This window comes from Paenibacillus sp. FSL R5-0908 (assembly GCF_038006245.1).
In the GTDB taxonomy this organism is placed as follows: Bacteria; Bacillota; Bacilli; order Paenibacillales; family Paenibacillaceae; genus Paenibacillus_AQ; species Paenibacillus_AQ odorifer.
Genome location: NZ_JBBOUV010000001.1, coordinates 2721779 through 2745915, shown reverse-complemented (window position 1 = coordinate 2745915; position 24137 = coordinate 2721779). Strand labels below are relative to the sequence as shown.

Genomic DNA, 24137 nt, shown 5'->3' with positions numbered 1-24137 from the left:
CTTTTTGTAATTATTAAACGAAACTTTGTTTATCGGTTGAACAATCAGGATATTTGGTGTTACTGTTAACAGGTATTCCTTCTAATAAAAATATGTTTTTTGCAAGCGCATCCATAACAAGAAAAGCTTATACAAAAAGCGAGGATGATCAATATGAAAAACAATAACGGGATCATTACAGGTGGCAAGATTGAAGGTCCAAAGGCGCCCAAGGATCCGGCTGAACGCAGGAACGGTTTTTTTGTGCTCTACGAAACCGCGATTGAGGCGACAGCCCGGTCCGAAGGTCCACCTTCACAGGAAGTTTATCTGGAAGGTAACTATCTAATCGACAAGGCCAGATATATTGGCGGCGTCACTGATGAGACAATCCTGGAGCTGCTAGGAAACTGCGTTGGATTTCGCAAATTGGTTCATAGTATTGGAGTGTCTGTGAGAAAGGATCCTGAGCAGAACGAGCCCATCTCTTTTCTATTGCAGAATTGGGGCAAAACCAGCAAATACGAAACAGGCAGCAGCATACGTGTGCCCTGTCCCCCCGACGGTTCAGAAGTCCTCTTGAAGTTAGAGGATTTGGAATGGTCTGAAGAGGATGCGGTGCTCGGCAAATTCGCTTTTGAATTTAAACATGAAGGCGAACTGGCCATTGCGAGTATAATTTTTTATTTGCATGACGGTTATTCTGTACCAGAGCTAGTCATTGAACCGCCCGTAGCGTTTGATTCTAATGAATACCGGGAGATCATTACCCAATCCTTGCTTCATCCGGGCAATAATAAAAGATTAAAAACTGCCATCCATAAGGCTATAAAAGGTGAGGATGTCACGATTGCTTATATTGGGGGTTCCATTACTCAGGGAGCAGGCGCTAAACCGATCCATACAGAATGTTATGCCTACCAATCGTATCTGAGATTTAAGGAATTATTCGGTACGAATGGTGGCGGGAACATCCATTTTGTGAAGGCTGGGGTAGGTGGAACACCATCCGAGCTTGGGGTCATCCGTTATGAAAGGGATATTCTCCGGGAAGGTTCTGTAACACCGGATATCGTGGTGGTGGAATTTGCGGTAAACGACGAAGGGGATGAAACGAAAGGCAACTGTTTTGAAAGCTTATGCCTAAAAATACTTTCCGCCGATAATAGACCGGCAGTAGTTCTCCTGTTCAGCGTGTTTATGAATGACTGGAACCTGCAGGAACGGCTCTCCCCCATTGGCCGGGCTTATAATCTTCCTATGGTTAGTGTAAAGGATGCGGTATCCGGGCAGTTCCGCCTAAGCAAAAATGAGGGGAACATCCTCTCGAAACGGCAATTTTTCTATGATATCTATCATCCTACTAATGATGGTCACCGGGTGATGGCTGATTGTCTGGCTTATTTATTCTCCGAAACCCACAAAACGCTAATGGACGAAGATGATCTCCTATTGGATCAGCATCCGGTCATCGGGAATGATTTTGCGGGAACCCTCCTGCTGGACCGTAAAAGCCATATTGACGCAGGCAGGATCGAGGTGGGCGGATTTTCGGGGATCGATACCGATTTGCAGCGGGTAGAAATGGATGCCAATCCTTTCGGAACTCCGGAATTTCCTCATAATTGGATGCATTCAGCGTCGTCTGATGAACACAGCTTCAAGCTGACGATAACAAGCAAAAATCTCATCCTCGTATACAAGGATTCTGGCAGCAGCGAATTCGGCAAGGCGAACATTTACGTCGATGGTTGTCTTGTAGTCACCGCTGATCCACATGAGAATAACTGGACACATTGCAATCCGGTAATTCTTTATCAAAATGAGGTTAGCTGGGAGCATCAGGTAGAAATCAGAATGGTGCCGGAAGATCAGGACAAGTCTTTTACTATACTGGGCTTCGGCTATAATGTTTAATGAGTTGACCTAGAGCGAGGATAACCCCGGTGTAATCTACATCTGGGTTATCCTTATTGTATCGCATGGAATTTTGTCCATTTTCCTCTAATGTACCGCACAATAAACAGCACCCCTTTGATCAACCAGTCACAATAGACAGCGATCCACGTTGCAAACATATCCATATGCAGCCCATATACCAATACATAAGCAAACATAATTCTACAACAAATCATAGTAATCATACTAACGATCATAGGGAATTTTGCGTCTCCAGCAGCTCGAAAAACCGTGGGCAGCGTATTTCCAAAAGGCCATATCAACATCATGACAATCGCATGACTCCAAACAATCTTTGTTGCCCAGAGTTCCGCTTCTGCTGAAAAATGATAGATGCCCAGTATGCTTGGAAATAAAACTAAAGTTACAATAGAACTGACTACCTGTGCCACATAGATAAAACCACTAATCCTTCTCGTATAATATCTAGCTTGAGCATACTCCTCAGCCCCCACACATCGGGAAATAACAACAGACAACCCTAAACCAATTGCCATTCCAGGTAATGCCTGCAAGGAGGCAATAGTACTTCCTACTGAATTTGCTGCTATTGCCGCCGTTCCAAATGTGGACACCAAACTCAATATTAGTAACCTTCCAATATAAAACATGCCATTTTCCAGCCCATAAGGCACACCAATTCTCATAATCCGTTTGATCATCTTAGTATCGAATGTGTGCCGCAAGGTCTTTTTCAGATAGAGGAGATTCTTAGAGTTAGAGATTAACACAAGAATACAAATAGCAGCGCCCGTTCTGGAAATTAAAGTTGGAATCGCGATGCCGGCTGTCCCCATGTCAAAACCATACACCAATAGCGCATTCCCTGCTATATTCACAAGGTTCACACCCAACATAATTTGCATAGGCAGCTTGGAGTTTCCCATCGTTCTGAATACGGCTGCACCTGCATTATATAGAGCCAAAAAAGGAACGGAAGCCCCAACAATTAATAAATAAGTATTGGCATGCCCATACACTTCTTCTGTAATCGTTCCAAAAAGCCCATTTAAAATAAAACCCTTCAGCAAATAAATCAATATCATAATCACTAGCCCAACTGCACCCGTAAACCATACTAATTGATTCGCTGCTTCTCTGGCCTGATGCGCTTGCTTTTTCCCAAGATATTGACCGACAATAACAGTTCCCCCAGTAGCCAATGCTGCAAATAAGCTAATCAACAGTAGCATGACCATTTCAATTAAAGATACACCCGATACTGCTGATTCTCCAACAGAAGCTACCATGATAGAATTCACCAACCCTACCAATGCTTCTAATAATTGTTCAATAATTAATGGCAGAAATAATTTCATTAGTTCTTTGTCTGAAAATAATCTTTGTTTCGTAATCGTACTTTCCAATTTACTCATAGGATTAGCTCCGTTTTGTATTGGTATTAAATCTATGGTAAATTCAAAAGCGATAAATATCTAATACCTATGCTGGATCGCGTACCATGCCTGAAGTGCATATTTGCGGCAAAGCTATTTTATCAGCGGTAATTTGGAAGGATGTTAAAAATAATGGATGTGCGTGTTCTCAGATATTTTATAACCGTGGCTAAGGTTGGTAATATAACAAAAGCAGCAGAAATCCTTCACATTACCCAGCCTACATTAAGTAGACAGCTTATGGATCTGGAAGAAGAATTGGGGGCCAGCTTGTTTATTCGGGGAAAAAGACAGATTACATTAACAGACAGTGGACTTCTCTTTCAGCAGCGGGCAAAAGAAATTGTTGCGCTATTGGATAAAACAGAACGGGATCTGGCAGAACAAAAAGAGCTAGTTGGCGGAGTAGTTTCGATAGGCTGTGTTGAGTCCTCTGTATCCAGGGCATTACCAAAGTTACTAGAAGAGTTCTCCAATCGGCATCCGAAAGTACAATATGAAATATATAGTGCGGATGGTGATGATATTCGAGAAAAGCTAGACCGGGGAAATATTGATATAGGTATATTATTGGAACCCATTGAAGCCGCCAAATATGACTACATTCGTTTGCCTTATCAGGAAAAGTGGGGAATTCTGATGCGGCGGGATGACCCTCTCGCTCAGAAAATCTCTATTGGGATTGAGGATATTCTTTCTTTACCACTAATTCTCCCCCGCCGTACCCTTGTACAAAATGAAATTGCGAGCTGGCTTGGAGTTGAGAATGACAGCCTATGCATCTTTGCTTCACATAATCTGCTAACAAATGCCATGCTGCTGGTAGAAAAAAAGCTTGGATATGCCATTTGTGTGAGTGGTTCATATACCATCCGAGAAAGCGAGCAAACTTGTTTTGTTCCATTTGAACCTGAACGTAGAACAGGTCACGTGTTAGCTTGGAAAAAGAATAATCTATTTAGTTCCGCAACAGCACGTTTTATTCAATTTATAAAAGATACCTATCATTAATCTCGCTTAAATCTAAACGTGGATCAGCAAGTGTATCTGTAAGACCTAGTTAAAAAAGCAGCTTCCGATGTGTACCGGAAGCTGCTTTTAGCCCTACATTACTGTTTGCGTTATGTTGGGTTCGTGACTCAACAGCTTTTTATCTAAAATGGCCTTCACATCTTTAACAAGCTGTACGGACGCTTCAATCTCCAATTTACTTGTTGAAACACTTTCAATACTGCAACCAATTGGAATCCCCTTCTCCAGCCCGAAATCTAGTAATTCTTCAAAGATTTTTTGCGATAGCTGGATTGATTTATCCAAAATATCATTCGAGTATTTTAACTCGTTTTCTAACCATCCCGGGATACTGATCCCTAACCACTTCATAAATTGTAATGTTTTCGCGGTGCCGCATGGTGCAAGATTAAATAAAATAGGAACCATCTCAAAACCGTTATTTGTATAGTAATAATATAAATCAGACAATAAATTCTTAGATGCCTCTACATTATAAGTTGCCTGAGTGATAAAAAAGTTGCACCCATTGTTGGTCTTTTCGACAACCCGTATATGCTCATCATTCTTTTTTATATGTCTTTCCGGAATGACAACCCCACCAAAAGTTAAATTACTATTTAACTGTTTGCTTAGCTCATAAGCATCTGGTAAATTCAATTTCACCTCTTGTTTACTTGATGAAGCGCCCACATATACTGAAAATCTATCTTCATTTTCGTCAGTTTTAACCCAATCCTCGAACTGGGCTCTTGTATCATTACCGACGCAACGGTAAATTATCTTTGGGACCTCCACCTGTCTTAGATATTTATCACCATAGACAGCCGGATCAATTGTTGGTAAATACGGATATGGTCTTTCATGATCCACTCTGTCTACTTCTTCCTGAACGTCGTACAGAATTAACGCATCTAAATCAAGGTTTTTAAGTCTTTCAACCTGTTTCCGGGCGATTTCCGAGATCTTTTCTGGTGCGTGGCTTGCTTTCGGTGGTGTCATCCCATATGTTAAAATACCCGGTTTTTTGCTCAATATTTTTTGTTTAAATGTATTCTCTGCCGCTCCCAAATTATAAAACCCCTCTACTCGTCGCTTTTAAGATAAGGTTACCATGGCAGGCTTAATATGTGTAACTTCTATTTGCTATATCTAGTTATATTTTAAAACTATGATTCCCTAATGATACTTATCGAGTAGTACATGTTGACAACCATTTGATGTGACTATAATATTAGAAGTCCTGCCAACCTTAGTTGGCGATAAGGGGACCGAAAGGTTCATTCTTATTTAAAAAGGGTGAGTATTATGAATAAAGAAGAATTAATGGAAAGCGCACGTAACACAAAGAAAGCCGCTTATGCCCCTTATTCTAAATTTCCAGTTGGAGCAGCCTTATTGCTTAAAGATGGAAATGTTATTAATGGAGTAAACGTAGAAAATGTGTCTTTTGGTGCTACTAATTGTGCAGAGAGAACAGCAATCTTCACAGCTATTACAAAAGGCTATACTAAAGGTGATTTTCAGGCTATAGCTGTAGCAGGTGACACAATGGATTTTCTGCCGCCATGCAGTATCTGCAGACAAGTATTATCGGAATTCTGTTTGCCGGACATGCCTGTCTATTTAACCAATGAGAAAAAAGAAATCTTAGAGCTGAGTTTAAGGGATTTATTGCCTTACGCATTCAAAAATTTAGAGATGTAAAAATAATTCCTCTCGTAGTGGAATAACAAAAACACGCGTACCTGTGTTAGACAAGTACGCGTGTTTTTTGTGTTAAAAAGCTTAGCTAGACACGAGTTCACAGACCAGACACACAGCGTAAATACGTTGTTACTTACCAAATCGCAATTCCAACCTTATCTTTTTCTTTAAATACTACCTTTATCATCTCCAAAGCATTTCTTACCCTAAATTCAATAAATTCTTTATCATAGTCTGTATGTAGTTCTATAGTATCTAAATTATCAAGCAAAATAAGGAATTCACTTTCCAGTTTTTCTGCATGATTCGAAACCAAATAAATTATTGTGTGGTGCAGGTACCTGCTCCTCCAAAAAATTAGTATCTACAATTATTCTTCCCTTTTGAATTACACTTATTATCAAACTCATATAGTTAAAACCTCTCAATGAACATCATCAATAATAAAAAAAACAAGCGATTCATTGAGATAAAAGATTAACACTTCCTCTCGATGATCGCTTGCTTTTAGTAGCTATGCATAGTCACATTTCTAGTTTTCTGTGATGTGCCACTAAAAACGGGACAAAACAGCCTAAATAGGCCCCATTTTGCCACTTATAACGAGACGGATGTGACACCAAAAACGGGATAAACAGCCTTTTTGTCATCAAAAACAGGATATCTTAAAATTTGAAATAATTTATCCACAAGCACCATAAAAATTTGAATCCTAGATTGAAATATAACACAAAGAAACGAGGGTTTGAATGCCCCCGTTCATCGCTTTCGCTGCCACTACTCCAAAAACGGATTCGTCTTAGCATATCCCTTAAAATCTTCATTGATGAACTTGTTCTGAGCAAAAGCTTTGGCAAAGTGCTCAAGTTCAATACAGTTCTCGTGTTTCTTCAAAGCAATCCAGGCAGCGTCTTCAATTAATTTCTTGATCGAATAAATTAAACCATCTGTTGCCTGGAATATTCTACTCGCCGTATTCGATTCGCTAAGACCCGACAATTTTTCAAAGGGAAGAAGTTGATCGAATTCATGTAATAAACGCATGAAATTTTCCTGCTGTTTACCTGTATCAAATTTAAAACGTTCTAACTTTACCTGATCAGGAACACGCTTTTTGAGTTGAATGCTATTCTCCAAGATTACGGTCGAATTCAGTTCTGGATTTCGTGGATCATCCAAACCAAAAAACACAAATGCAACGCCTGTCAAATTAATAATGTCCTTAAATGTTTCGGAGACTTTAAAAAGTGTTTTCTTCTTGTCCCGATCGATGATATTGTGAAATTCATCAATCATAATAAATTCAATTCCTGTCACTTTGATCAGTTGAACTAATCGTGTTAATCGCTCTGCATTATTGCGACCGTGTTCTGGTTTAATGGCGCCTAAATGGCTGAGAAGCTGAACAATAAGCTCGCCATGTGTAACCGCATGCGTTAATGTTACCGCCAATATGTTTTTTTTAAATCGAATCCCATCGTCCTCCTCTTCTTCCCATTCTTTATAGTTTTGCTTAAGATATCGCTCAAAAATAAAGGTTTTTCCTGAGCCCACTTCACCCGTAATTAGCAAGGAAGGTGGCACTTTAAGGATCACCGATTTTTCATGACACTCCTTAATTTTACATAAAACTCCGTTAAACTTAGGGTATGGGATGACGATATTTTCGATAAGCTTCATTCGATCTGCAAACGTTTCACTCACCACTGGTATCATAATAAGCATCCCCCCAATCCTCATTATCATCATATACAAGATTTTCGTTAAGATGGTTCATTCTTTCTTGATTCGCTTTGACTTTATCCTCAAGAACTTCTTTTTGAGTCTTTTTAGAAGTTGCATTGGAACCTTTTGTAGTGGCCTTTGCCTGATCTCGTTTCATTTTTTTATGTTTTTTCTGGTCCGCATTAATGTCGTTGGCTACATTTTCCATCGCCAATGCTTGTGTTATCATATCTTCCTGACGTCTAATTTTTTTGATTTCATCACGTATGGTTAAATGTACAGCTAAACTTAAATCCTTTGAATATTCTTGATCTAAACATAAAACCGTAAGATACTTTTTCGAAACATTAGTATCATCAAGAACATAAATTTTTGAAATATCATCTGGGTCATATTTAATAATTACTTCATTGCCTAGTCCCAGTCGCAACCGTTCTAATTTCAAATTCCATAATTCAGGGGAATGATATTTCAATCTACGAAATTGTATTCCATGATTTTGTATAGTTCTTTTTTTATACGGAAATAGGATGATACTTAACTCAAACATATCCTTGTATTGCTGCGGCGGATCTTTTTTAACCCCTTCTTTCCATAATTCTAGCGGAAAGTTTTCAATGCCTTCATGAAATCGGATGGAGTAAACATCCAACAGCCACTCAAAAAATATTTTCATAAAGGCATTTAATCCCATGACTGCTTTTTTATCAGAATCGTATTCCTTATCATTTCTAATTTTTGTGTTAGAAAATGTGGTTCCTGGAATTTGATGAGCAGTCTGATAATTAGCAGTTTGAAGAAAGCGCTCCACTATACCCTTCGAATAGGGATGTTTGGTCTTACAGTATCGATACTTAATACCCAGTTGATCGCAGGCCAATCTCAAGCTCTTATTTCTAAATTCTTTACCGTTGTCCAGAAGAATAGTTTCTGGCAGTCCATTCGCCAACCAATCATTTTTCAGGTGCGGATATTTTTCCTTTATATTTTTTTTACAAATTGTATTTCTAAGTGTCAGCATGGTCGTCACATACCCAGGAGAATCCATTCCAATATTTACACCAACGACATAACGAGTTTTCATATCCACAGCAACAGTTAAATGAGCCCTTGGTAAGGGTACTCTCGTTTCATCATCAACAAGAATTACATCAATTGGAGTTGAATCCATTTGTACGATTTCCAGTGGTCTCGTAGGCTTCTCCATCACACCGAAGTATCCCATTTTAGTTTGTACATATAGTTTTCCATATTGCTTCTTTGCAATTTCATATTTACTTATTTCCGAAATCACACGATACAGTGTTCTTAAACTAGGCATTTTTAATACTGGTTCTCCGTTCACCACTTTTACCTCGTTAATATGATGGACTTTTGCTAAGATTAATTTATGAATATTTGATATACTTCTTTTTTCTTTTACTAAATAATATATTTTCAAAATATCAGTTATTACGTTCCTAACTTCTTCACATATAAGTCTCTCTTGAGGCCCTTTTTTGTTATTATCATCAATAAGGCTTCGAATATCGTTTTCACTGTCAACGTATTCCTTAAGCCAATGATACAACCGAGTTCGCGAAGCTTTGATTCCTTGATTTTTCAATTCTGCCACCCGTTGGTTCACCCGCTTTGGAAAGCTAGGTTCATCAGGATCGTTTTCTAATAATGGTTCGATACACTTCAGTCTTTTTTCTGCTGCTGCTTTCTCATTCTCAGTCATGGACTCATAATCATTAATTTCGATCTCTTCATCAACTGTCTTGTCATTTTTACTAAGAAGTATTAAACGACTAGAATCCATCGTATTTAACAATTCCAGAATTTCATCCGAGGTAAACTCACGTTCGACATTGAAAGCTTCTGCAAGTGCAGTATATACGCATTCACTTTCTTGCTCAGGTGTATACGACTTACGAATAATCTTGTATCGCATCTTTTGATGAAGAAATTCTGTACCTACGTCAATCATGATTCTTTTCATAATTTAATATCCCCTTTCTTTGATATGTATGAATTGCTTAAAGTAAGGGGGGAGAATACTTCAGGTCATATTTACTCACAAATATATTTTTTAATGAAACTGTATTTTTTTGAAAGCAGATAGTTGATATCTCATTTTGTTGGATCAAAAGTATAATATTAGATATTTTAGCATTAGTCTCTTTAGCAATATTTACGATGGAAAAGTAATCATCATTTTGATTATATATTTTCTCAGTCTCAACTTTGACTTGGAGTTTCTGTATAAAGTTAACAACATCCTCTTTTTTAAATAAGTATTTAATAGGTAAATGCTCTTTCGAAATTATAGGATTTAAAAGTTCATATTCAACCAGTTGCAATACATGTCTGCGTCCAACATCTAATAGAGCTCCAACATCTCTAGAAGTTAGAAACGATTCAAAATTTTCCTTCCATTTTATTAATGCTGATTCTTTGAAGACTTTTATTTGCTGGCTATTAAAGACTTTTAATTGATAAGGTATTTCTCCAGCTTCAGCAAGCTTATTTATATGGTTCACTGAACTCCGTAAATAAGTAGCCGCTTCAGCTATAGTTAAGTATTTATTTTCAGATGATTCCAAATCTATACTAGAAAAAATTTTGCTCCAAGGAGAATATAATTCTTTTTTAATATTGAAAATATAATCTAAATAAGTATCTTTGCAACTTTCTTCATAATTCAAAATGGATTTAATATGTTCCCGTGTATTTCTCTTATTTGCATCAACGAGCTCATAAAGAAATTTTAATTTTCTTTTACTCAAATCAATAATTGTATTACAAGATACGGCAACCATCATTGATATCAAGAAAATATCATCATTGATCTTACGACTGTGCATAAAGCTCATAATTTTATCTTTTATTTTAAATTCACTATATAACTCATTATTCGAACTGGACCCTTCAAGAATTTTAAGAACAGAATGAAAAGCATTAAAAAACTCAGCGGGTTGAATTTCCCTATTCGTTGAATTCATAATTGGGTTGTTGAAATTCAATGCTTCATAAAGCAGTTCTTGTGATCTTAATATATTTTCGTTTGTTACAATGTTTGATTTGGAAAGGGAATAAATGTACCCACACCTACACCTTTCTAAAAATAAATCTTTAATTTTTATTCTTTCATGGCAACGTTGGCATTCATTAATTAAAAACGTTTTATGGAATTGGCATACCGTAACTGCTCGTATATCCCATGATATTCGGTGGTACTTTTTTGCTTTTAAACAATGTGGGCAGAATCTTGTCCAATTACTGAGATAATGGTGTGTAATTTTGCTATTTTCCTTTTTTTTGCTCTTGAAATATGAACTATCGAATTTGTTTAACAATAGACTTTCAAAAACTTTATTATTCCCAACAAGTTCTCTGGCATTTTCAAATATTTTCGTATCTCGCATGTAATTTATGCTAACGGTGCTATAAAATCCTATTAAAGCTTCGATACCAATATGTGCGCCCACTGCCAAACGATACAAGTAGCTATACAAACTTTCATCAGGTAAAGGAATTGGTTTAAACAGTGTCATGTAATCACCTCTATTAATATCAATGACCCGAAAATTTCAGAATATACAAAAATCCTAAAATTTTCTTTGGGAATAATAGGGGGATTGATAGATTACTTTTTTTATAATCATATCTACATCTTCTTAATTTGGTGAACATCCAACAGACACGTTCGTGAGAGCCCTATGGTTGCATTTTTCAACGTGCCCTCTCGGACCCACTTACGAAGTTTATATGTCGATAGTTGAAATTGTTGAGCAGCTTGTTCAATGGGGATGAACCTTCCTTTAAAGTCATCGACCATTTTCTTCTCAAATAAATATTGTTTTCTTCCATTCTTAAGTACCAATACCGTTGAAGGCTCAAGCAGCTTTGTCTTCATAAATAGATGCATTGTTTTCTCACCAATACCCAGGATCTCCATTACGTCTGATAAATGGTACCCCCGATGATATCGTCTTTCATTCTTGATGATCTCTACACATGCTTGAATATCTTGGACATCAAAATAAAGATTGGTCAGATTTGGATTTTCAACTGTAACATAAGGAATTAATTTCTCTTCCTTTAGAAAGCGAATGATGTGCTTAATAGAAAATCCAGTCACTGAATACTTAGTTATGGCAGCATGTAGCGAAAGTTTCCCTTCAGTGCTTTTAATTCTCGCCTTTTGGCATAAGCCAATAATTTCTTCAATCTGCTTCCTTTTAATCAGGCCACTCTTGTCAAAAGAAAAGTCTACGTGCAAAACACCTTCCCTGACTAACTTGGATACGGTATCACGCTGTAAACCTAACTGTTTGGCTGCCATATCCCTGCTTACTAGCTGGGCTTTTTCTTTGACTTTTTTTCTGAAATCATTTACGTTAATTCTTTTTCGAGTGATTCTTCCTTTTTCAATTGTTTTATAAGCAACCATTTGCAGTATGCGTTCGACTGCTTGATATGTTAAATTTGTACTTTTTTTCACTTCTTCTTTTGAAGCATAACCTCGTTTTTTTAACAGGGCCTTATGTTGTTTAAACACGGAGAAGTCAATTCTGATATTGCCAGCATCTGCTTCTTGAATCCAAAAATCGTTATAAGCGCTTTGAATCTTTAAACAATCCTTCTGTACAAACAATTTTTCAAACATTTTCTTTTGCTCATACATAGTGGCTGATGGTTTATCCTTAAAGCATGATAATACGCGGTGAAAATTCACTGGGAAGTTTTGATACATCCAGTACACATTGGTATAAACCAGGCTGTTTACTTTATTCTGAAATGAGGTTCCTATTTTATTCGTAAAAATATGAATCGGCGAATCTTCATGAACAAAACTTTTGAGACCTTCTAACAAGTAAAAACTGTACGAAGCTATTTGCATTGCATCAATAAAGGGTACTCCTGAAGTTGGTCCATCCTTGCTTTGTTCAGAAACTAACAATTGTTGAATGTATACTTGTGATTGAAAAAGGATTTCATCTTCGGTAACCTCCTCTGATTTCTCTTTCAAAAACGATTGACTACAATTAGGGCATGATTGGGTTTCCATAAACGATCTCATGCTTATTTTTCGTTTACAGTTTGGGCATTCATCAAGTAAATAGCAGTGATGCTTTAGGCAAACGGTAACTGGATGAAAACACCAGTGATATCTGTGGTACTTTCCCTCTTTTAAACAGCCAGGACAATATTTAATACCATTCTTCAGCAGCAGTCCCTTCTCCATATTTCTTTGTTTAAAATAATGCAGCGACATATTTTCTAAGAACTGATGCGGTTGATCTGACGAAGCAGCAATGGCTTGGATGGATTTTAAAGAGAAGATGTTGTTATCACAGTTCCTCATGTTACTAAAAAAAACACTTAATAAATCCTGAGTTACTGAACAACCATTAGAGGCAGCAATTCGGTAGACATAGCTGGACAAACTTTCTTCCATGTGGATAAGAGGTTTAAACAACAATTTAAACATAACGATCACCTCATTATCATTATGGTCAATTATCCCAATTTCATACTTATTAAATTTTAATTATCTGATATATGCGTTCATCATCATACATACTTGTATCCGTTGGGCATATAATTGAATTACGCCGTATTGATCGTGGCCTCTTTATTAAGGAGAGGACATACATGATTATTATTGGAAGTAACTTGTTATTGGTTATTGCGATGATCTTTACGATTTTGAAAACGAGTTTTTGGATTCGAGCGAAAATCACTATTGAAATTGGCAACCGCTCTAAAAAGAAAGAATAACACCGCTTTAACTAAAGCATATTCTTGAGTCCATAATCAATCGGCGCATTTGTCCTTTTAGGACAAATGCGCCACAAAAATAAATATATACAGACAAAGCGGACATTCTTGAGTGAATGTCCGCTTTGTAGTGCATTACAACAATTCCTACACAATCATAACCATATTATAATAAAAGTAGTGGATGATTTATTGAGACAAATACATTCAAAATGTGGAAGGAGAAAAAATGAATCTTACTGAATTACTAAAAATGAGGGGTTTCGATACTACGCAAGCAATCAAAGTCATTCGGCACCAAAATTCAGCATGCGATACTACACTATTATATAAGAAAGGAATGTTAGAATTTTACCAAAGTATTCAGCATAAACACGTATTTAAAGATTGTGATTATATATTGTCCTTTTTAGGTGATGTAGGAAGAAAGGCAGTATTCGTTGGGGCATATCGAAAAATTAATTATCAAATGTTTGACCCTACCAAAATATATATCCCCCAAGACTATCCATATCCTGAAACTTTGCAAAAGGATCGCTATTTTTACACCTTTGAAAAAATAGATTTACTGACAGACCTAATCGATCGTCTGGTTATTAATTGGGGAACGAGAATCTGGCATAATTGGTTAAAAGAATATCAACCAAGAGAAGTCGTGGAAATACTACCTAAAGGATATACAAAAGATTTTCCAGGTTTTTTAGAACTGATTGTATCTTTTGAAGAATTAAGCAAAATCATTCTTAATCCAGATGCTCATCGAATTTGGCATACTATGCTCTCTTCTGTTGCAGGAATCTATTTAATTTTGGATGGAGTAACAGGCAATCAATATGTCGGGTCGGCTTACGGTCAGAATGGTATCTTAGGTAGATGGAGAAGTTATGTAGAAACTCAACATGGAAACAACCTTTCCTTAATTCAACTTTTGCAGATTGATCCGAATAGACATAAAACATTTCAATTTTCAATCTTACACACACTGCCAATATCAATGACACCAGTACAGGTAATTGCTTATGAAAATATATACAAACAAAAGTTAGGATCACGTGCATTCGGACTGAATGCAAACTAAGCTAATACTCATTTTTAAAGCATCTAATTTTCAGGAACTTGTATTCATTTATTCATCCTTATTTTCTTTTTCAGCTATGTACGTTATCTTCATAATATTTTTCCGATTAAGTAGAGACTCTTTCGTATTATAATTTTTATTTCCAATAGAATTAACAATATAATCTCCGCGATGAGTAATATTTATTAACTTGAATAACTGAGGTGATTCTCCGATTAACTGAATTTCTAAAATTACATTTTTAAAGTATCTAGATTGTATCTCCTCAACCGTAAATTGAACTATGATCCACAAAAGTATGCATGTAATAACACATAGTCCTATAAACAGACATAGAAAGCCAGGAAGTGATGGGTCGACTGTTTTGATATCAAACGGAAATATCAAATCAAATACCCTAATAGCATTGACTGCTGAAGTGAAGAAAAACAAAATAACAAAAATAGCTAGGCTGACCATTGTCATTTTTCGATTTCTTTTGTGTAAAAAGAAAACAAAACATAATAATGGAATCAATAAAAAAACAAACAACCATGGAGTATACGTAATACCTGATACATTGTAGGTGGAATAGGCGGCCAAGCTAAGTAAGGCTATTATCATAGGAAGAATTGTTACTGCACTTATCATTCTTCCTATCTTAACGTTTGACTCCATTTTTTCAATTTTACTTAAATTCCGTTCTAAAATACGGCTTACTGTCTCTATTGGGATATTAGGTATACTCAAAATCCAAGCCTCCACCATTTATGGTTTAAAACACTAAATCATAATCGACTAAAGTCCATTCTCCTGTATAATCACGAGGGTGTCTAGGTTTTCTTTTATTCTTATCTTGAAAACACTTGAGTTTATCTGCATATAGAGTTATCAATTTTTCAACTTGTCTTTTCCTTGTGATGTATTTACTTGAGTCAGATCCCCACCCTATAATAACTATAGGATTTTCCACACAACTTACAACATCAAGAATATAACTATCATTATACCGTTCATAATTAAGGTCCCTATTCCGCAAGTTTTTAGTATCAGGGGTCATATAGGAAAATAAATTTATGACTTCAATACCACCGTACCCAGCATTGATTAAGAAATTCGTCACATTCATTACCGTTCTGTCGGTTAAAAGTTCAGTGGCTTTGCTTGGGTTGAGCATAAGAAGAACACCTTTTTTCTTCTCTTCATCCCATGTTCTTGAAAGTCTGTATCTGTATTCACCATTATCTGAGAATATCGCTCTAGATGTAATAGTACTTTCACTAATTTTAGGAATCATGGATAGGATTACATCTCCAATCAAACGCTTTTATATTTTTATTATCGTTTAATATAAATTCATCAGATATCTCTGTGTAATAGTTTGGATTTACTTTATTCAAATTGATATGGTCTTAATGATTATAGAAATTCATGTAAATCTCCAAATAATAAACTACAATATAACATCTTTAAAATAACAATTTTTTTCATGGGGAATTAATTGAATTCCTGCCGCCTTGTAACGGGCCATGACATCTTCTTCATCCCAGTTATTTGGCATTTTTGATCTTAGCGACATTTTTGTTAGTTTCAAGTTTTCTTCTTTGTTTATAGTTGCAGTCCATAATTTTTTTATTAATATTTGATAAATAAAGTCCTCCGTTAAAGATTCATCTCGTGCTTTGGCTTCACATTCATTAATGATATAGTTCTTTTTAGGAATTACATGTTCATAAACCAATTCGCTACTTTCCCATTTTCTATTCATTAAGCGCTCTAATGCATTCATACTGACGTAATCCGTGCTATATCGCCAGTTGTTATATTTCTTTGGCAAATGAGGCTTTATTAATGTAATATGGCAATTCGCTAAAAATTTATTTCGGGCCTCTCTCATTGAATTCATATAAATTTTGTCCTCAAAAGGAAGTCGATTTAGGAAATAATAATAATGCCTCGCTAAGCTTCTCATTATTTCTTCTCTTTCGGGAATCATTGTAATTCCTCCTTAATGACAGCTCACATTTAGCATTTGATATATGAAACAACCAATTCAAAGTGCTTTTTATTGAACATATTATATTTCGGCGACTAACCCTCTATTTCCTTTTTATTCATTATTTCGACAAATTTCCCTCAAATAGCTCAATTGCATTGTTAATTAAAGTGAAACATTTCGTTCACATTTGCGAAATTTGTTATACCTATTTGAATAATTGGCAATACCGTGAATTGGAGGTGTTGCACTTGCAGTGGCAGCTACAAGACACAGATCAATTTTCGCCTGGAATGGTCCAGTATTACGCCCGCCAGTTTTTGCTTCCCCCTTTTCTAACAAAGGTTCTTCTTACCGCTGGCATAACAAATGAAGATCTGTATTACACTTATGCCTACCCCAGCTTATCCGATTTGCACAATCCCTACCTCTTTAAAGATATGAAAAAAGTAGTGTATCGCCTCTATAAAGCTATGGTGCTTGGTCAACGAATTTGCATCTTTGGCGATTACGATGCAGATGGGATGACGTCAAGTGCGCTGCTATATCGAGCACTCTGCTTTCTTAAAGGAAATGTTTTCGTAAGGGTTCCCACTCGCTCGGAAGGGTACGGGCTCACAGCAGAAGCCGTTGAGAGAATAACAGCAGCAGAAAACCCTGCTCTCATCATCACGGTCGACAATGGATCGAATTCGCATGAGGCTTTAGCCGCTGCGGTAGTCAAGGGAATCGACGTTATTGTAACCGATCATCACGAGATCACGGGCGAACTTCCTAAATGCTATGCCTTTATCAATCCAAAACGAGAAGACGACACCTATCCTTGTACCCATTTATGCGGAGCTGGGGTTGCCTTTAAAGTTGTACAGGCACTGTTTGCCATACGGAAAGACCTCGATTGGACTAGACATGCCTGGGAGTATATAGAACTCGTTGCCTTGGGCACCGTTGCAGATTTAATGCCGCTCATTGGGGAAAACCGAGCGCTAGTGAAGCTGGGGATACACAAAATGAACGAAAACCCTTCACCTTTATTTAAACAGCTTTTTAAACTCCTACGAATTACAGAGATGGATAGCTCTATCCTCTCGTTTCTTATCGGACCTCTCTTTAATGCCTGCGGCCGAATTGGCGATCCCAATTTCGCGGTAAAGTTGCTCATCACTGATACAAATGATGAAAAGGATCTGATCACTCTTATTGAATTAAATGAAACACGAAAATATATGACAGAGATTCAGTTTGAACAGGTTGATCAGATTATTCAAAAGCAGCATCTTTATAAGAAAAATTTGATTGTCGTCATGGATGAACTACATGAGGGGTTAATTGGGATATTAGCCGCCAAAATTACCGAAAAGTATAAAAAGCCTGCAATCGTATTTACGAATCGTGGAAAGGGCTCTGCACGTTCGGTACCGAACACGAACTTTTCTATTGTAGGAGCCATTCAAAGTTGTAGCCAATACTTAAAGACCTATGGTGGGCATCTGGCTGCCGCAGGGCTATCCCTGGAGCCTAGTCAACTCCTAAGTTTTACGAATGCGATCCAAACAGGCGCTCTTAAACAAAACCTCATTCAGCCAATTAAAAGGTATCATCACGAGCTGTCCATCCCACAGTTCGATGATGAGTTCTTCGATCATTTCCGAATGATGGAGCCGTTTGGAATCGGAAATGAAAAGCCTCTGTTCTACAGTTCAGCAAACCCAAACCAGTATCAGGTGGAATTGTTCGGGCGAGACCAACTTCACGCTTCCCTTCACTTCCATCGAAAAAAGGCGCTCGCCTTTTTTAAAGCTCCTTTATTTCCAAATGCCCAAAGCCGCCACATGGAAATTCTGTACACTCCAAACTCCTATCAAAAGAAGGATTTTATTGTAAACGATTTAAATGTGCTCTAGCAAAAAATGAAAACGGACCCTCATACTTGAGGCGTCCGTTTTCATTACTTCTTAATCTGCATCATTTTATAAATGGTGAATGCGGCATCTGCCCGAGTTGTATCCGAATAATCCAAAGCTCCTTTACTATTTAGGCGAACAATCCCTCTATTGACCACCGCCTGAACGATCTCAGGACTCCACCAATCCCAATCTGAATTCCGATCCACAATTTTAATTTTTGGAGATTCGCCTTTCAATTTTAAAGCCCGCCCTGCCCAAAGGGCCATTTCAAGTCGGCCTAAGGCTTCATCAGGATAAAGTAGACTCATATCTGTTAATTTGAGGACACCGTGGTCAAGTGCAGCCGCGATGTATTCATTTGCCCAGTGGTTAACAGGCATATCATCACCATAAGCCGTTGTTTTTTTGGAATGCGGCCATCCTTGCGAAACCACGATCCATTGGATAAATTCTTCACGGGTGATAATATCCGTTGGTCGAAAGGTATTGTCTTCATATCCTTTAATGATTCCCTTCGCCAATAAACTTCGAATCACTTGTTCATCCTTATGTCCCTTCAAATCGCCGAAGGGCACAGACGGGGTGGAGATATGCAGATCACCGTTCGCATCGAATAGCCACTTGGGATATACCTGTCGGTTCATTGCCACTCGTTCATTGTTAATAGGAAAGCTCCCCCAGCCCCACACCGTTCCATCCGATCGAATCGCATACGTAGAAGCATCATTCACAGCATAATCGACTACTTTAGTGAGTGATTTATACAATACTTTTTCGTTGGAATTAGGACCTACACGCACTACTTTTCCGTTACCTAATTGTCCAAACCCATTATCTCCCCACATCCAGAGGTTACCTGACGTATCTAGTGCTCCGTGTGGGTCATCACCTTTTAGAGAAACAAAATTACTCATGTTGGAAAAACGAAAAAAGCTGGTTTGGGTTTTCCGCGTATAGATTACCCCGTCGCCTAACAAAACATAGCTCCAGCTTGCACCGACGACACGCTTATTCTTGAGCTGAGGTTGTAGTTGATAGCCTCTGCCAGAGGCAATGTATTGGACAACTTCGCCATCAGGTGCGGCCAAGTAATCTTTCACTAAAGATAAAAATTGATGATTCGGTGTGTATTCGATCGGAAAATGAGCATTCATCGGACTATTTCCGAAAATATCCGCAGGATTAGGCCCAGCAGCAGCCCACCCCCACCCCCAAATCGAACCATCCGTCTTCAGGACTAATGCATCCTGCCTGTTTGGGAATGAAACATAAGCGACATCTGACATGAGGAACGTCGGAATGAGTACATACTTCGCATCCATTTGACCCGATTGACCGTATTGATTATCCCCCCACGTGTACAAATCCCCATTTTCAGCTAGTGCAGCGGAAAACTCCATCGAAGCGAGAACCTGTTTAACTTTCGGCAAGCCCTTCACCTGGATAAGGGTAGATCGGAAGGTAGTCGTTCCATCTCCCAATTGCCCTTTTTCATTCTGTCCCCAAGCCCATACCGTACCATCATCTTTTAGTAACAAGGCATGACCTGCGGATTGACTGGAGATTTGTATAAATCTTGGGCTGACTGTCGCCGAATCGGCTGCGGCCGCTGGAGGATAGAACGGAAGAAATAATAGGATGCTACATAAAAGAATCACCAAACGTTTGATTCTAAAGTTCATGCTTTACCTCCGTCTCTGCGTATACATACTGCCTAATCTCGCGTTACAGCGTATTCTGTGTAAAAATATCGGACCGCATCATCGAGGGCTTTAACGTTTCATAATCCACTTTAAGCTCTAACATTGCCTTTGGCCAAAACGCAGTGGAAATCCCCCCATGACGGCGGCTAATACGTGATCTAATATGTCTTGCTACTGTGTGAGTTGATGGACAACTTCATCCACAATTTGAGGGAATCCACCGTAAGCAATAAAATCGCGGATTGCTGAAACCAAAAAGTAAAGGAAGACAACAAACAGAAGGACGCGTATCCACGAAGGAACCAGTTCATTAAACGTCCAGAGCGCCCATTTTAGAATACCGACGACGATTGCCTTTAGGATCGCGAACGGAATTTTCACCAGTTCGCCTGCAACGGCTTTCGCCGTATGAGTCGTGACGGCCTCAACTGGAGTCAAAGCCTTCTTTGCTAGCTTTGCTGTAAAATATTCAAACAGCGCCAAATCTCTTCCCTCCTTGCTTTACATGTGACGGAACGCTGCCACCATATCCTCAGCTTCAATGACCATGAGATCCTGGCTGCGCGAAAGCGCGAGGCGGTTGTTTTGGGCCATTCGCACCTTCTCGACGAGGTTACGTGCCCAGCGGCCGTTGCCCTCCAGCACACCGCCCGCTTGGGCAGCAAGAGCAAACGTCTGTTGCTCTAATGCCTCTACGGCTTCTGCCGTCAGGACAAACTGCTTGGAAGAAAACGAACGTTTTACGATGTCGACGATCTCATTCGCCGCATAGTCAGTAAAGGTAAAGCGAAACGGGATTCGTGAATGTAGTCCTGGATTTAAGGAAAGCAGTTCTTGCATCTCCTTATTGTAGCCTGCCAATATGACCACGAGGTCACCGCGCTGATCTTCCATGGCCTTGACGAGGACATCGATGGCTTCGCGACCAAAATCATTTGGAGATTCGGAGCGTGCTAAAGCATAGGCTTCATCAATAAAGAGGATGCCTCCTTTCGCGCGATTGATTAATTCTTTCATGTTTGCCTCGGTGTGGCCGATATAGCGGCCAACGATGCCCGCACGATCTGTCTCTACTACATGGCCATTAGCAAGTAGACCCAGTCCGTTCAAAAACTTCCCGATAATGCGCGAAACTGTCGTCTTCCCTGTACCTGGTGAACCCTCGAACATCATATGCATGCTAATCTTTTCCATGGTTAATCCTTGCTGCATCCGTTTTTGTTCCAATTCCACGTGATGGAGGAGGCTTTGGATCTCCTCTTTCAGCGAAGATAGTCCAACCATGGCGTGAAGTTCTTGCATCGCTTCGTCGCGGAGCTCGCGCTTACCGATAGCCGCAGGATCAATCTCTTGTTTTCCGTACTTTCGAGGCATACCTGCGGCTAGTCGTAGATCATCTGGCAAGATTTTTCCGATATACCGATCGGTATTTTCGGCTGACACGCGTTCGTTGTGCTCTTTAATGACGCGCTCCACGAAATTGCGTGCCCAGCGGCCATTCCCTTGGATCACTCCGTTACGGTGGCAGAAGTTTACGATCTCTTGGAACTCATCTTTAATTAAGTGGCAATCGTAGCCTTTGGCTTGTAGCATCGTGAACACGATCTGTCCAATCTCCAGAGGCGTGTAATCTGAAAATGCAAAGGTGTACGGCACACGGGAGCGAAAGCCTTGGTTTCGATCCAGGAACCGTTCCATATCGCTAGCATAGCCTGCCATAATAACGACAATATCCTCTCGGTAATCTTCCATCGCTTTGATAAGTACATCAATTGCTTCTTGGCCAAAATCGCTCGGGGAGTCCGATTTAGCTAGCGCATACGCTTCATCAATAAACAAAACCCCGCCCCAAGCTTGTTCAAGCAGATCGATCATATTCTCTTCTGTGGCACCGACGTGAGTACCGACAATGCTAGACCGATCGGCTTCGATCAACACCTGCTCTTCAATCAAGTTCATTCCATACAATAAATCGACCATGATACGCGCCATTTCCGTCTTGCCTGTGCCTGGAGGCCCTGAAAAGATCATATGTAACGTGGGTTTCGTCGAAGTGATCTTTCCCAGTCGCTGAGTAATCAGGTGTCCCTGCATTTGCTTAATAAAGCTTTGAATTTCAGCCTTTAGCGGAGCTAGCCCCACCATCTGGTCCAGTGTTGCAAGTGCTTCTTGCAGTACCTCCTCACGATCATGAGGACTTTCATTCTCATCTTCTTCTTCATATGGATTTTCTTCTATTAGAGCTTCCTCGTCCTCATCCTCTTCATACACTTGCTGCTCAGGCGGTGCTGGCTTTGCAAGCGCGGAAGCCTTGGCCGCTGTTTTTTGAGTCTGTGATGGCGCTACCGTGCGCTGAACAGGGCGTGAAGGAGCCAGTGTAATGACCTGTTCAGGTGCTTCCTTCTGAGGGGATTTTGCTGCCTGATAGGCAGCCATTCTCGCGCGGTTCATAAACCGCGCAAATAACCAACCCCCGAGCAAAATGAAAAGCCCCCGCCAGCTAAGCGCAATGTTTTCCACAGAATCAACAAAGAACGGATACACGAGCACATCCCAGCCACTGCCGATCAGCTCTACCTTGTTCATGAGCATCACTGAAAAACCATACATGACGATCCAGTAGGAAAGCATCAACCCTGTAAGAAACGTAGAGTCAAGATTTTGATATCGTTGCCTTGCTGTTGCGATCACGATAGCAACAGCAGCAGCCGCTATTGCCATTGTCAAACCTAATAGGGCGAACCCTACGCTAAAGGCAAGAATTCCATAAGCAATAATTGCGCATCCTTCTGCCATTCGCCGATGAAAAGAGGGTCCTGACAAAAACAAGAAGAGCGCCGTTGAACCATAACAAGCAAAAAGCATTTCCGCGTGCTCCACCGCAGGATCAGCGGAAAATAGACCTAACAAGGCCATGAATGCATAAGTGAGTGTTAACGCTAAAATTAAACGATTGGATACGATGAGTAGGCGATCTACGTTTATTTTCATATGTCTTATCCTTCGTTCTGGCGTATCACTCGTCGGGTTTCTTGAACCACTTTCCACTCTTTTATCGTCTTCACGATCGAAAACGGAGCAATGATCCAGCCAACCAATAACGTCAATATCGCCCGAAATGGATTCGACAGGAAGGTGCCAAACATGCGATATGCCCATGGCAAACTAAAACCAAGGTATGCGTAACCCAACTTCTCCCCTATTCCTGATGCTGATGTCACACCTCCGTATACGCCCAGCGCAGCAAAGACAAATGCAATCACAAAGCTACCTATGATTCGTTGTTGAACACGCTCGTTACTCTCCAGTAAGCACTTCTCACATTGCATGACCGTAAATCGTTCCGAACAAGCGGAACACATCCCTTTTCCGCAGCTATGACACTGCACAACTGCCCCTATTCCCTGGTGTTTGTAACACTCCATCCGATGTCCTCCTTGGTCATATTCCTTCAATTCCCAACTAGTGTATCACAATGTTCCTATGAGGTTCCATATTTAAAAATGTTCCTATCAGTCCGTTTTTGTGAACAGATTATTTCTTTAGACTCAAGAGTGGGAGGGACGTATGGATATATTAGAAGCGATTGGACAGAGAATACGCGAAGTAAGGTTGGAGAAGCAGTGGACCCAGGAAGAGTTAGGTGAGAAAATCAGTGTTTCGTATAGTTATATTGGCCGTATAGAACGTGGTCAAAAAAATATTTCACTTCAAACTTTAGAGAGAATTGCCCACGCCTTAGAGGTAAATGTCTTTCAATTTTTCACATATTTAGATGCTTCTCAACTAATTCAAAGTGAAAAAATGAAAGAGATTCAGAAAATTATCGAAGTACTTTATATGCAAGATCTTCAGACTATTCTGAAGCTTAAGCCTCTCCTTAGTGAAATACTTAAGCAAATGAGAAAATAAACGCAGTTGGCTGTT

Annotated in this window: 20 protein-coding genes; 7 read left to right on the top strand and 13 right to left on the bottom strand. The window is 39.1% G+C overall.

Features of this window, described 5'->3' with window-relative positions; all coding sequences use genetic code 11:
- The first annotated feature begins 153 nt into the window (after window positions 1-153).
- On the top strand, window positions 154-1896 hold the full coding sequence (locus MKZ09_RS11950; protein WP_076204520.1) for an SGNH/GDSL hydrolase family protein: 1743 nt from the start codon (window positions 154-156) through the stop codon (window positions 1894-1896).
- Between the two features lie 53 nt (window positions 1897-1949).
- On the opposite strand, the gene MKZ09_RS11945 is transcribed toward MKZ09_RS11950, so the two are convergent.
- Entirely contained in the window at window positions 1950-3314 is a 1365-nt protein-coding gene (locus MKZ09_RS11945) for an MATE family efflux transporter (protein WP_076204522.1), read from the bottom strand.
- 153 nt (window positions 3315-3467) lie between these two features.
- Here MKZ09_RS11945 and MKZ09_RS11940 point away from each other — a divergent pair, with 153 nt between their 5' ends.
- On the top strand, window positions 3468-4346 hold the full coding sequence (locus tag MKZ09_RS11940; protein ID WP_076204525.1) for a LysR family transcriptional regulator: 879 nt from the start codon (window positions 3468-3470) through the stop codon (window positions 4344-4346).
- 93 nt (window positions 4347-4439) lie between these two features.
- On the opposite strand, the gene MKZ09_RS11935 is transcribed toward MKZ09_RS11940, so the two are convergent.
- The gene (locus MKZ09_RS11935; protein WP_232061270.1) at window positions 4440-5417 is read right to left on the bottom strand and encodes a methylenetetrahydrofolate reductase; all 978 of its coding nucleotides are present in this window, start codon (window positions 5415-5417) and stop codon (window positions 4440-4442) included.
- 237 nt (window positions 5418-5654) lie between these two features.
- On the opposite strand from MKZ09_RS11935, the gene MKZ09_RS11930 reads away from it, so the two are divergent.
- On the top strand, window positions 5655-6053 hold the full coding sequence (locus MKZ09_RS11930) for a cytidine deaminase (RefSeq protein ID WP_038569934.1): 399 nt from the start codon (window positions 5655-5657) through the stop codon (window positions 6051-6053).
- A gap of 777 nt (window positions 6054-6830) precedes the next feature.
- On the opposite strand, the gene MKZ09_RS11925 is transcribed toward MKZ09_RS11930, so the two are convergent.
- The 4 genes from MKZ09_RS11925 to MKZ09_RS11910 all read right to left on the bottom strand — a co-directional run bounded on the left by MKZ09_RS11925 (window position 6831) and on the right by MKZ09_RS11910 (window position 13257).
- Window positions 6831-7769: an ATP-binding protein gene (locus MKZ09_RS11925; RefSeq protein WP_076204527.1), complete on the bottom strand. Its 939-nt coding sequence runs from the start codon at window positions 7767-7769 to the stop codon at window positions 6831-6833.
- Window positions 7750-9762 (bottom strand): Mu transposase C-terminal domain-containing protein, encoded by a 2013-nt coding sequence (locus MKZ09_RS11920; RefSeq protein ID WP_076204531.1) that lies wholly within the window; start codon window positions 9760-9762, stop codon window positions 7750-7752. The genes MKZ09_RS11925 and MKZ09_RS11920 overlap by 20 nt, the downstream gene beginning before the upstream one ends.
- Before the next feature lie 37 nt (window positions 9763-9799).
- The gene (locus tag MKZ09_RS11915) at window positions 9800-11317 is read right to left on the bottom strand and encodes a TniQ family protein (protein WP_076204534.1); all 1518 of its coding nucleotides are present in this window, start codon (window positions 11315-11317) and stop codon (window positions 9800-9802) included.
- 113 nt (window positions 11318-11430) lie between these two features.
- Window positions 11431-13257: a TniQ family protein gene (locus tag MKZ09_RS11910; protein WP_076204537.1), complete on the bottom strand. Its 1827-nt coding sequence runs from the start codon at window positions 13255-13257 to the stop codon at window positions 11431-11433.
- Window positions 13258-13421: 164 nt separating this feature from the next.
- On the opposite strand from MKZ09_RS11910, the gene MKZ09_RS11905 reads away from it, so the two are divergent.
- Together MKZ09_RS11905 and MKZ09_RS11900 are read left to right on the top strand one after the other, a co-directional pair.
- Window positions 13422-13547 carry a hypothetical protein gene (locus MKZ09_RS11905; protein ID WP_256719203.1) on the top strand — a complete coding sequence of 42 codons (126 nt, stop codon included), beginning with the start codon at window positions 13422-13424 and terminating at the stop codon, window positions 13545-13547.
- Window positions 13548-13776: 229 nt separating this feature from the next.
- Window positions 13777-14625 carry a GIY-YIG nuclease family protein gene (locus MKZ09_RS11900; protein WP_076204540.1) on the top strand — a complete coding sequence of 283 codons (849 nt, stop codon included), beginning with the start codon at window positions 13777-13779 and terminating at the stop codon, window positions 14623-14625.
- 48 nt (window positions 14626-14673) lie between these two features.
- Here MKZ09_RS11900 and MKZ09_RS11895 read toward each other — a convergent pair whose 3' ends face one another.
- The 3 genes from MKZ09_RS11895 to MKZ09_RS11885 all read right to left on the bottom strand — a co-directional run bounded on the left by MKZ09_RS11895 (window position 14674) and on the right by MKZ09_RS11885 (window position 16600).
- A complete protein-coding gene (locus MKZ09_RS11895; RefSeq protein WP_076204543.1) occupies window positions 14674-15354 on the bottom strand; it encodes a hypothetical protein in 681 nt (226 codons plus the stop codon).
- A 25-nt stretch (window positions 15355-15379) separates the two neighbouring features.
- Window positions 15380-15901, bottom strand: a complete 522-nt coding sequence (locus MKZ09_RS11890; protein WP_076204546.1) for a DUF1643 domain-containing protein — start codon at window positions 15899-15901, stop codon at window positions 15380-15382.
- A gap of 156 nt (window positions 15902-16057) precedes the next feature.
- On the bottom strand, window positions 16058-16600 hold the full coding sequence (locus MKZ09_RS11885; RefSeq protein ID WP_076204549.1) for a hypothetical protein: 543 nt from the start codon (window positions 16598-16600) through the stop codon (window positions 16058-16060).
- A gap of 251 nt (window positions 16601-16851) precedes the next feature.
- Here MKZ09_RS11885 and recJ point away from each other — a divergent pair, with 251 nt between their 5' ends.
- The gene (gene recJ / locus MKZ09_RS11880) at window positions 16852-18504 is read left to right on the top strand and encodes a single-stranded-DNA-specific exonuclease RecJ (protein ID WP_081394259.1); all 1653 of its coding nucleotides are present in this window, start codon (window positions 16852-16854) and stop codon (window positions 18502-18504) included.
- A 44-nt stretch (window positions 18505-18548) separates the two neighbouring features.
- On the opposite strand, the gene MKZ09_RS11875 is transcribed toward recJ, so the two are convergent.
- From MKZ09_RS11875 to MKZ09_RS11860, 4 genes are all read right to left on the bottom strand, one after another.
- Window positions 18549-20189: an S-layer homology domain-containing protein gene (locus tag MKZ09_RS11875; RefSeq protein ID WP_076204552.1), complete on the bottom strand. Its 1641-nt coding sequence runs from the start codon at window positions 20187-20189 to the stop codon at window positions 18549-18551.
- 192 nt (window positions 20190-20381) lie between these two features.
- Window positions 20382-20693 (bottom strand): hypothetical protein, encoded by a 312-nt coding sequence (locus MKZ09_RS11870; protein WP_076204555.1) that lies wholly within the window; start codon window positions 20691-20693, stop codon window positions 20382-20384.
- 18 nt (window positions 20694-20711) lie between these two features.
- Window positions 20712-23201, bottom strand: a complete 2490-nt coding sequence (locus MKZ09_RS11865; RefSeq protein ID WP_076204558.1) for an AAA family ATPase — start codon at window positions 23199-23201, stop codon at window positions 20712-20714.
- A gap of 5 nt (window positions 23202-23206) precedes the next feature.
- Window positions 23207-23635, bottom strand: coding sequence for a hypothetical protein (locus tag MKZ09_RS11860; protein WP_076204561.1), 429 nt, complete (start codon window positions 23633-23635; stop codon window positions 23207-23209).
- Between the two features lie 142 nt (window positions 23636-23777).
- On the opposite strand from MKZ09_RS11860, the gene MKZ09_RS11855 reads away from it, so the two are divergent.
- The gene (locus MKZ09_RS11855) at window positions 23778-24122 is read left to right on the top strand and encodes a helix-turn-helix domain-containing protein (protein ID WP_076204564.1); all 345 of its coding nucleotides are present in this window, start codon (window positions 23778-23780) and stop codon (window positions 24120-24122) included.
- Window positions 24123-24137: the final 15 nt, after the last annotated feature.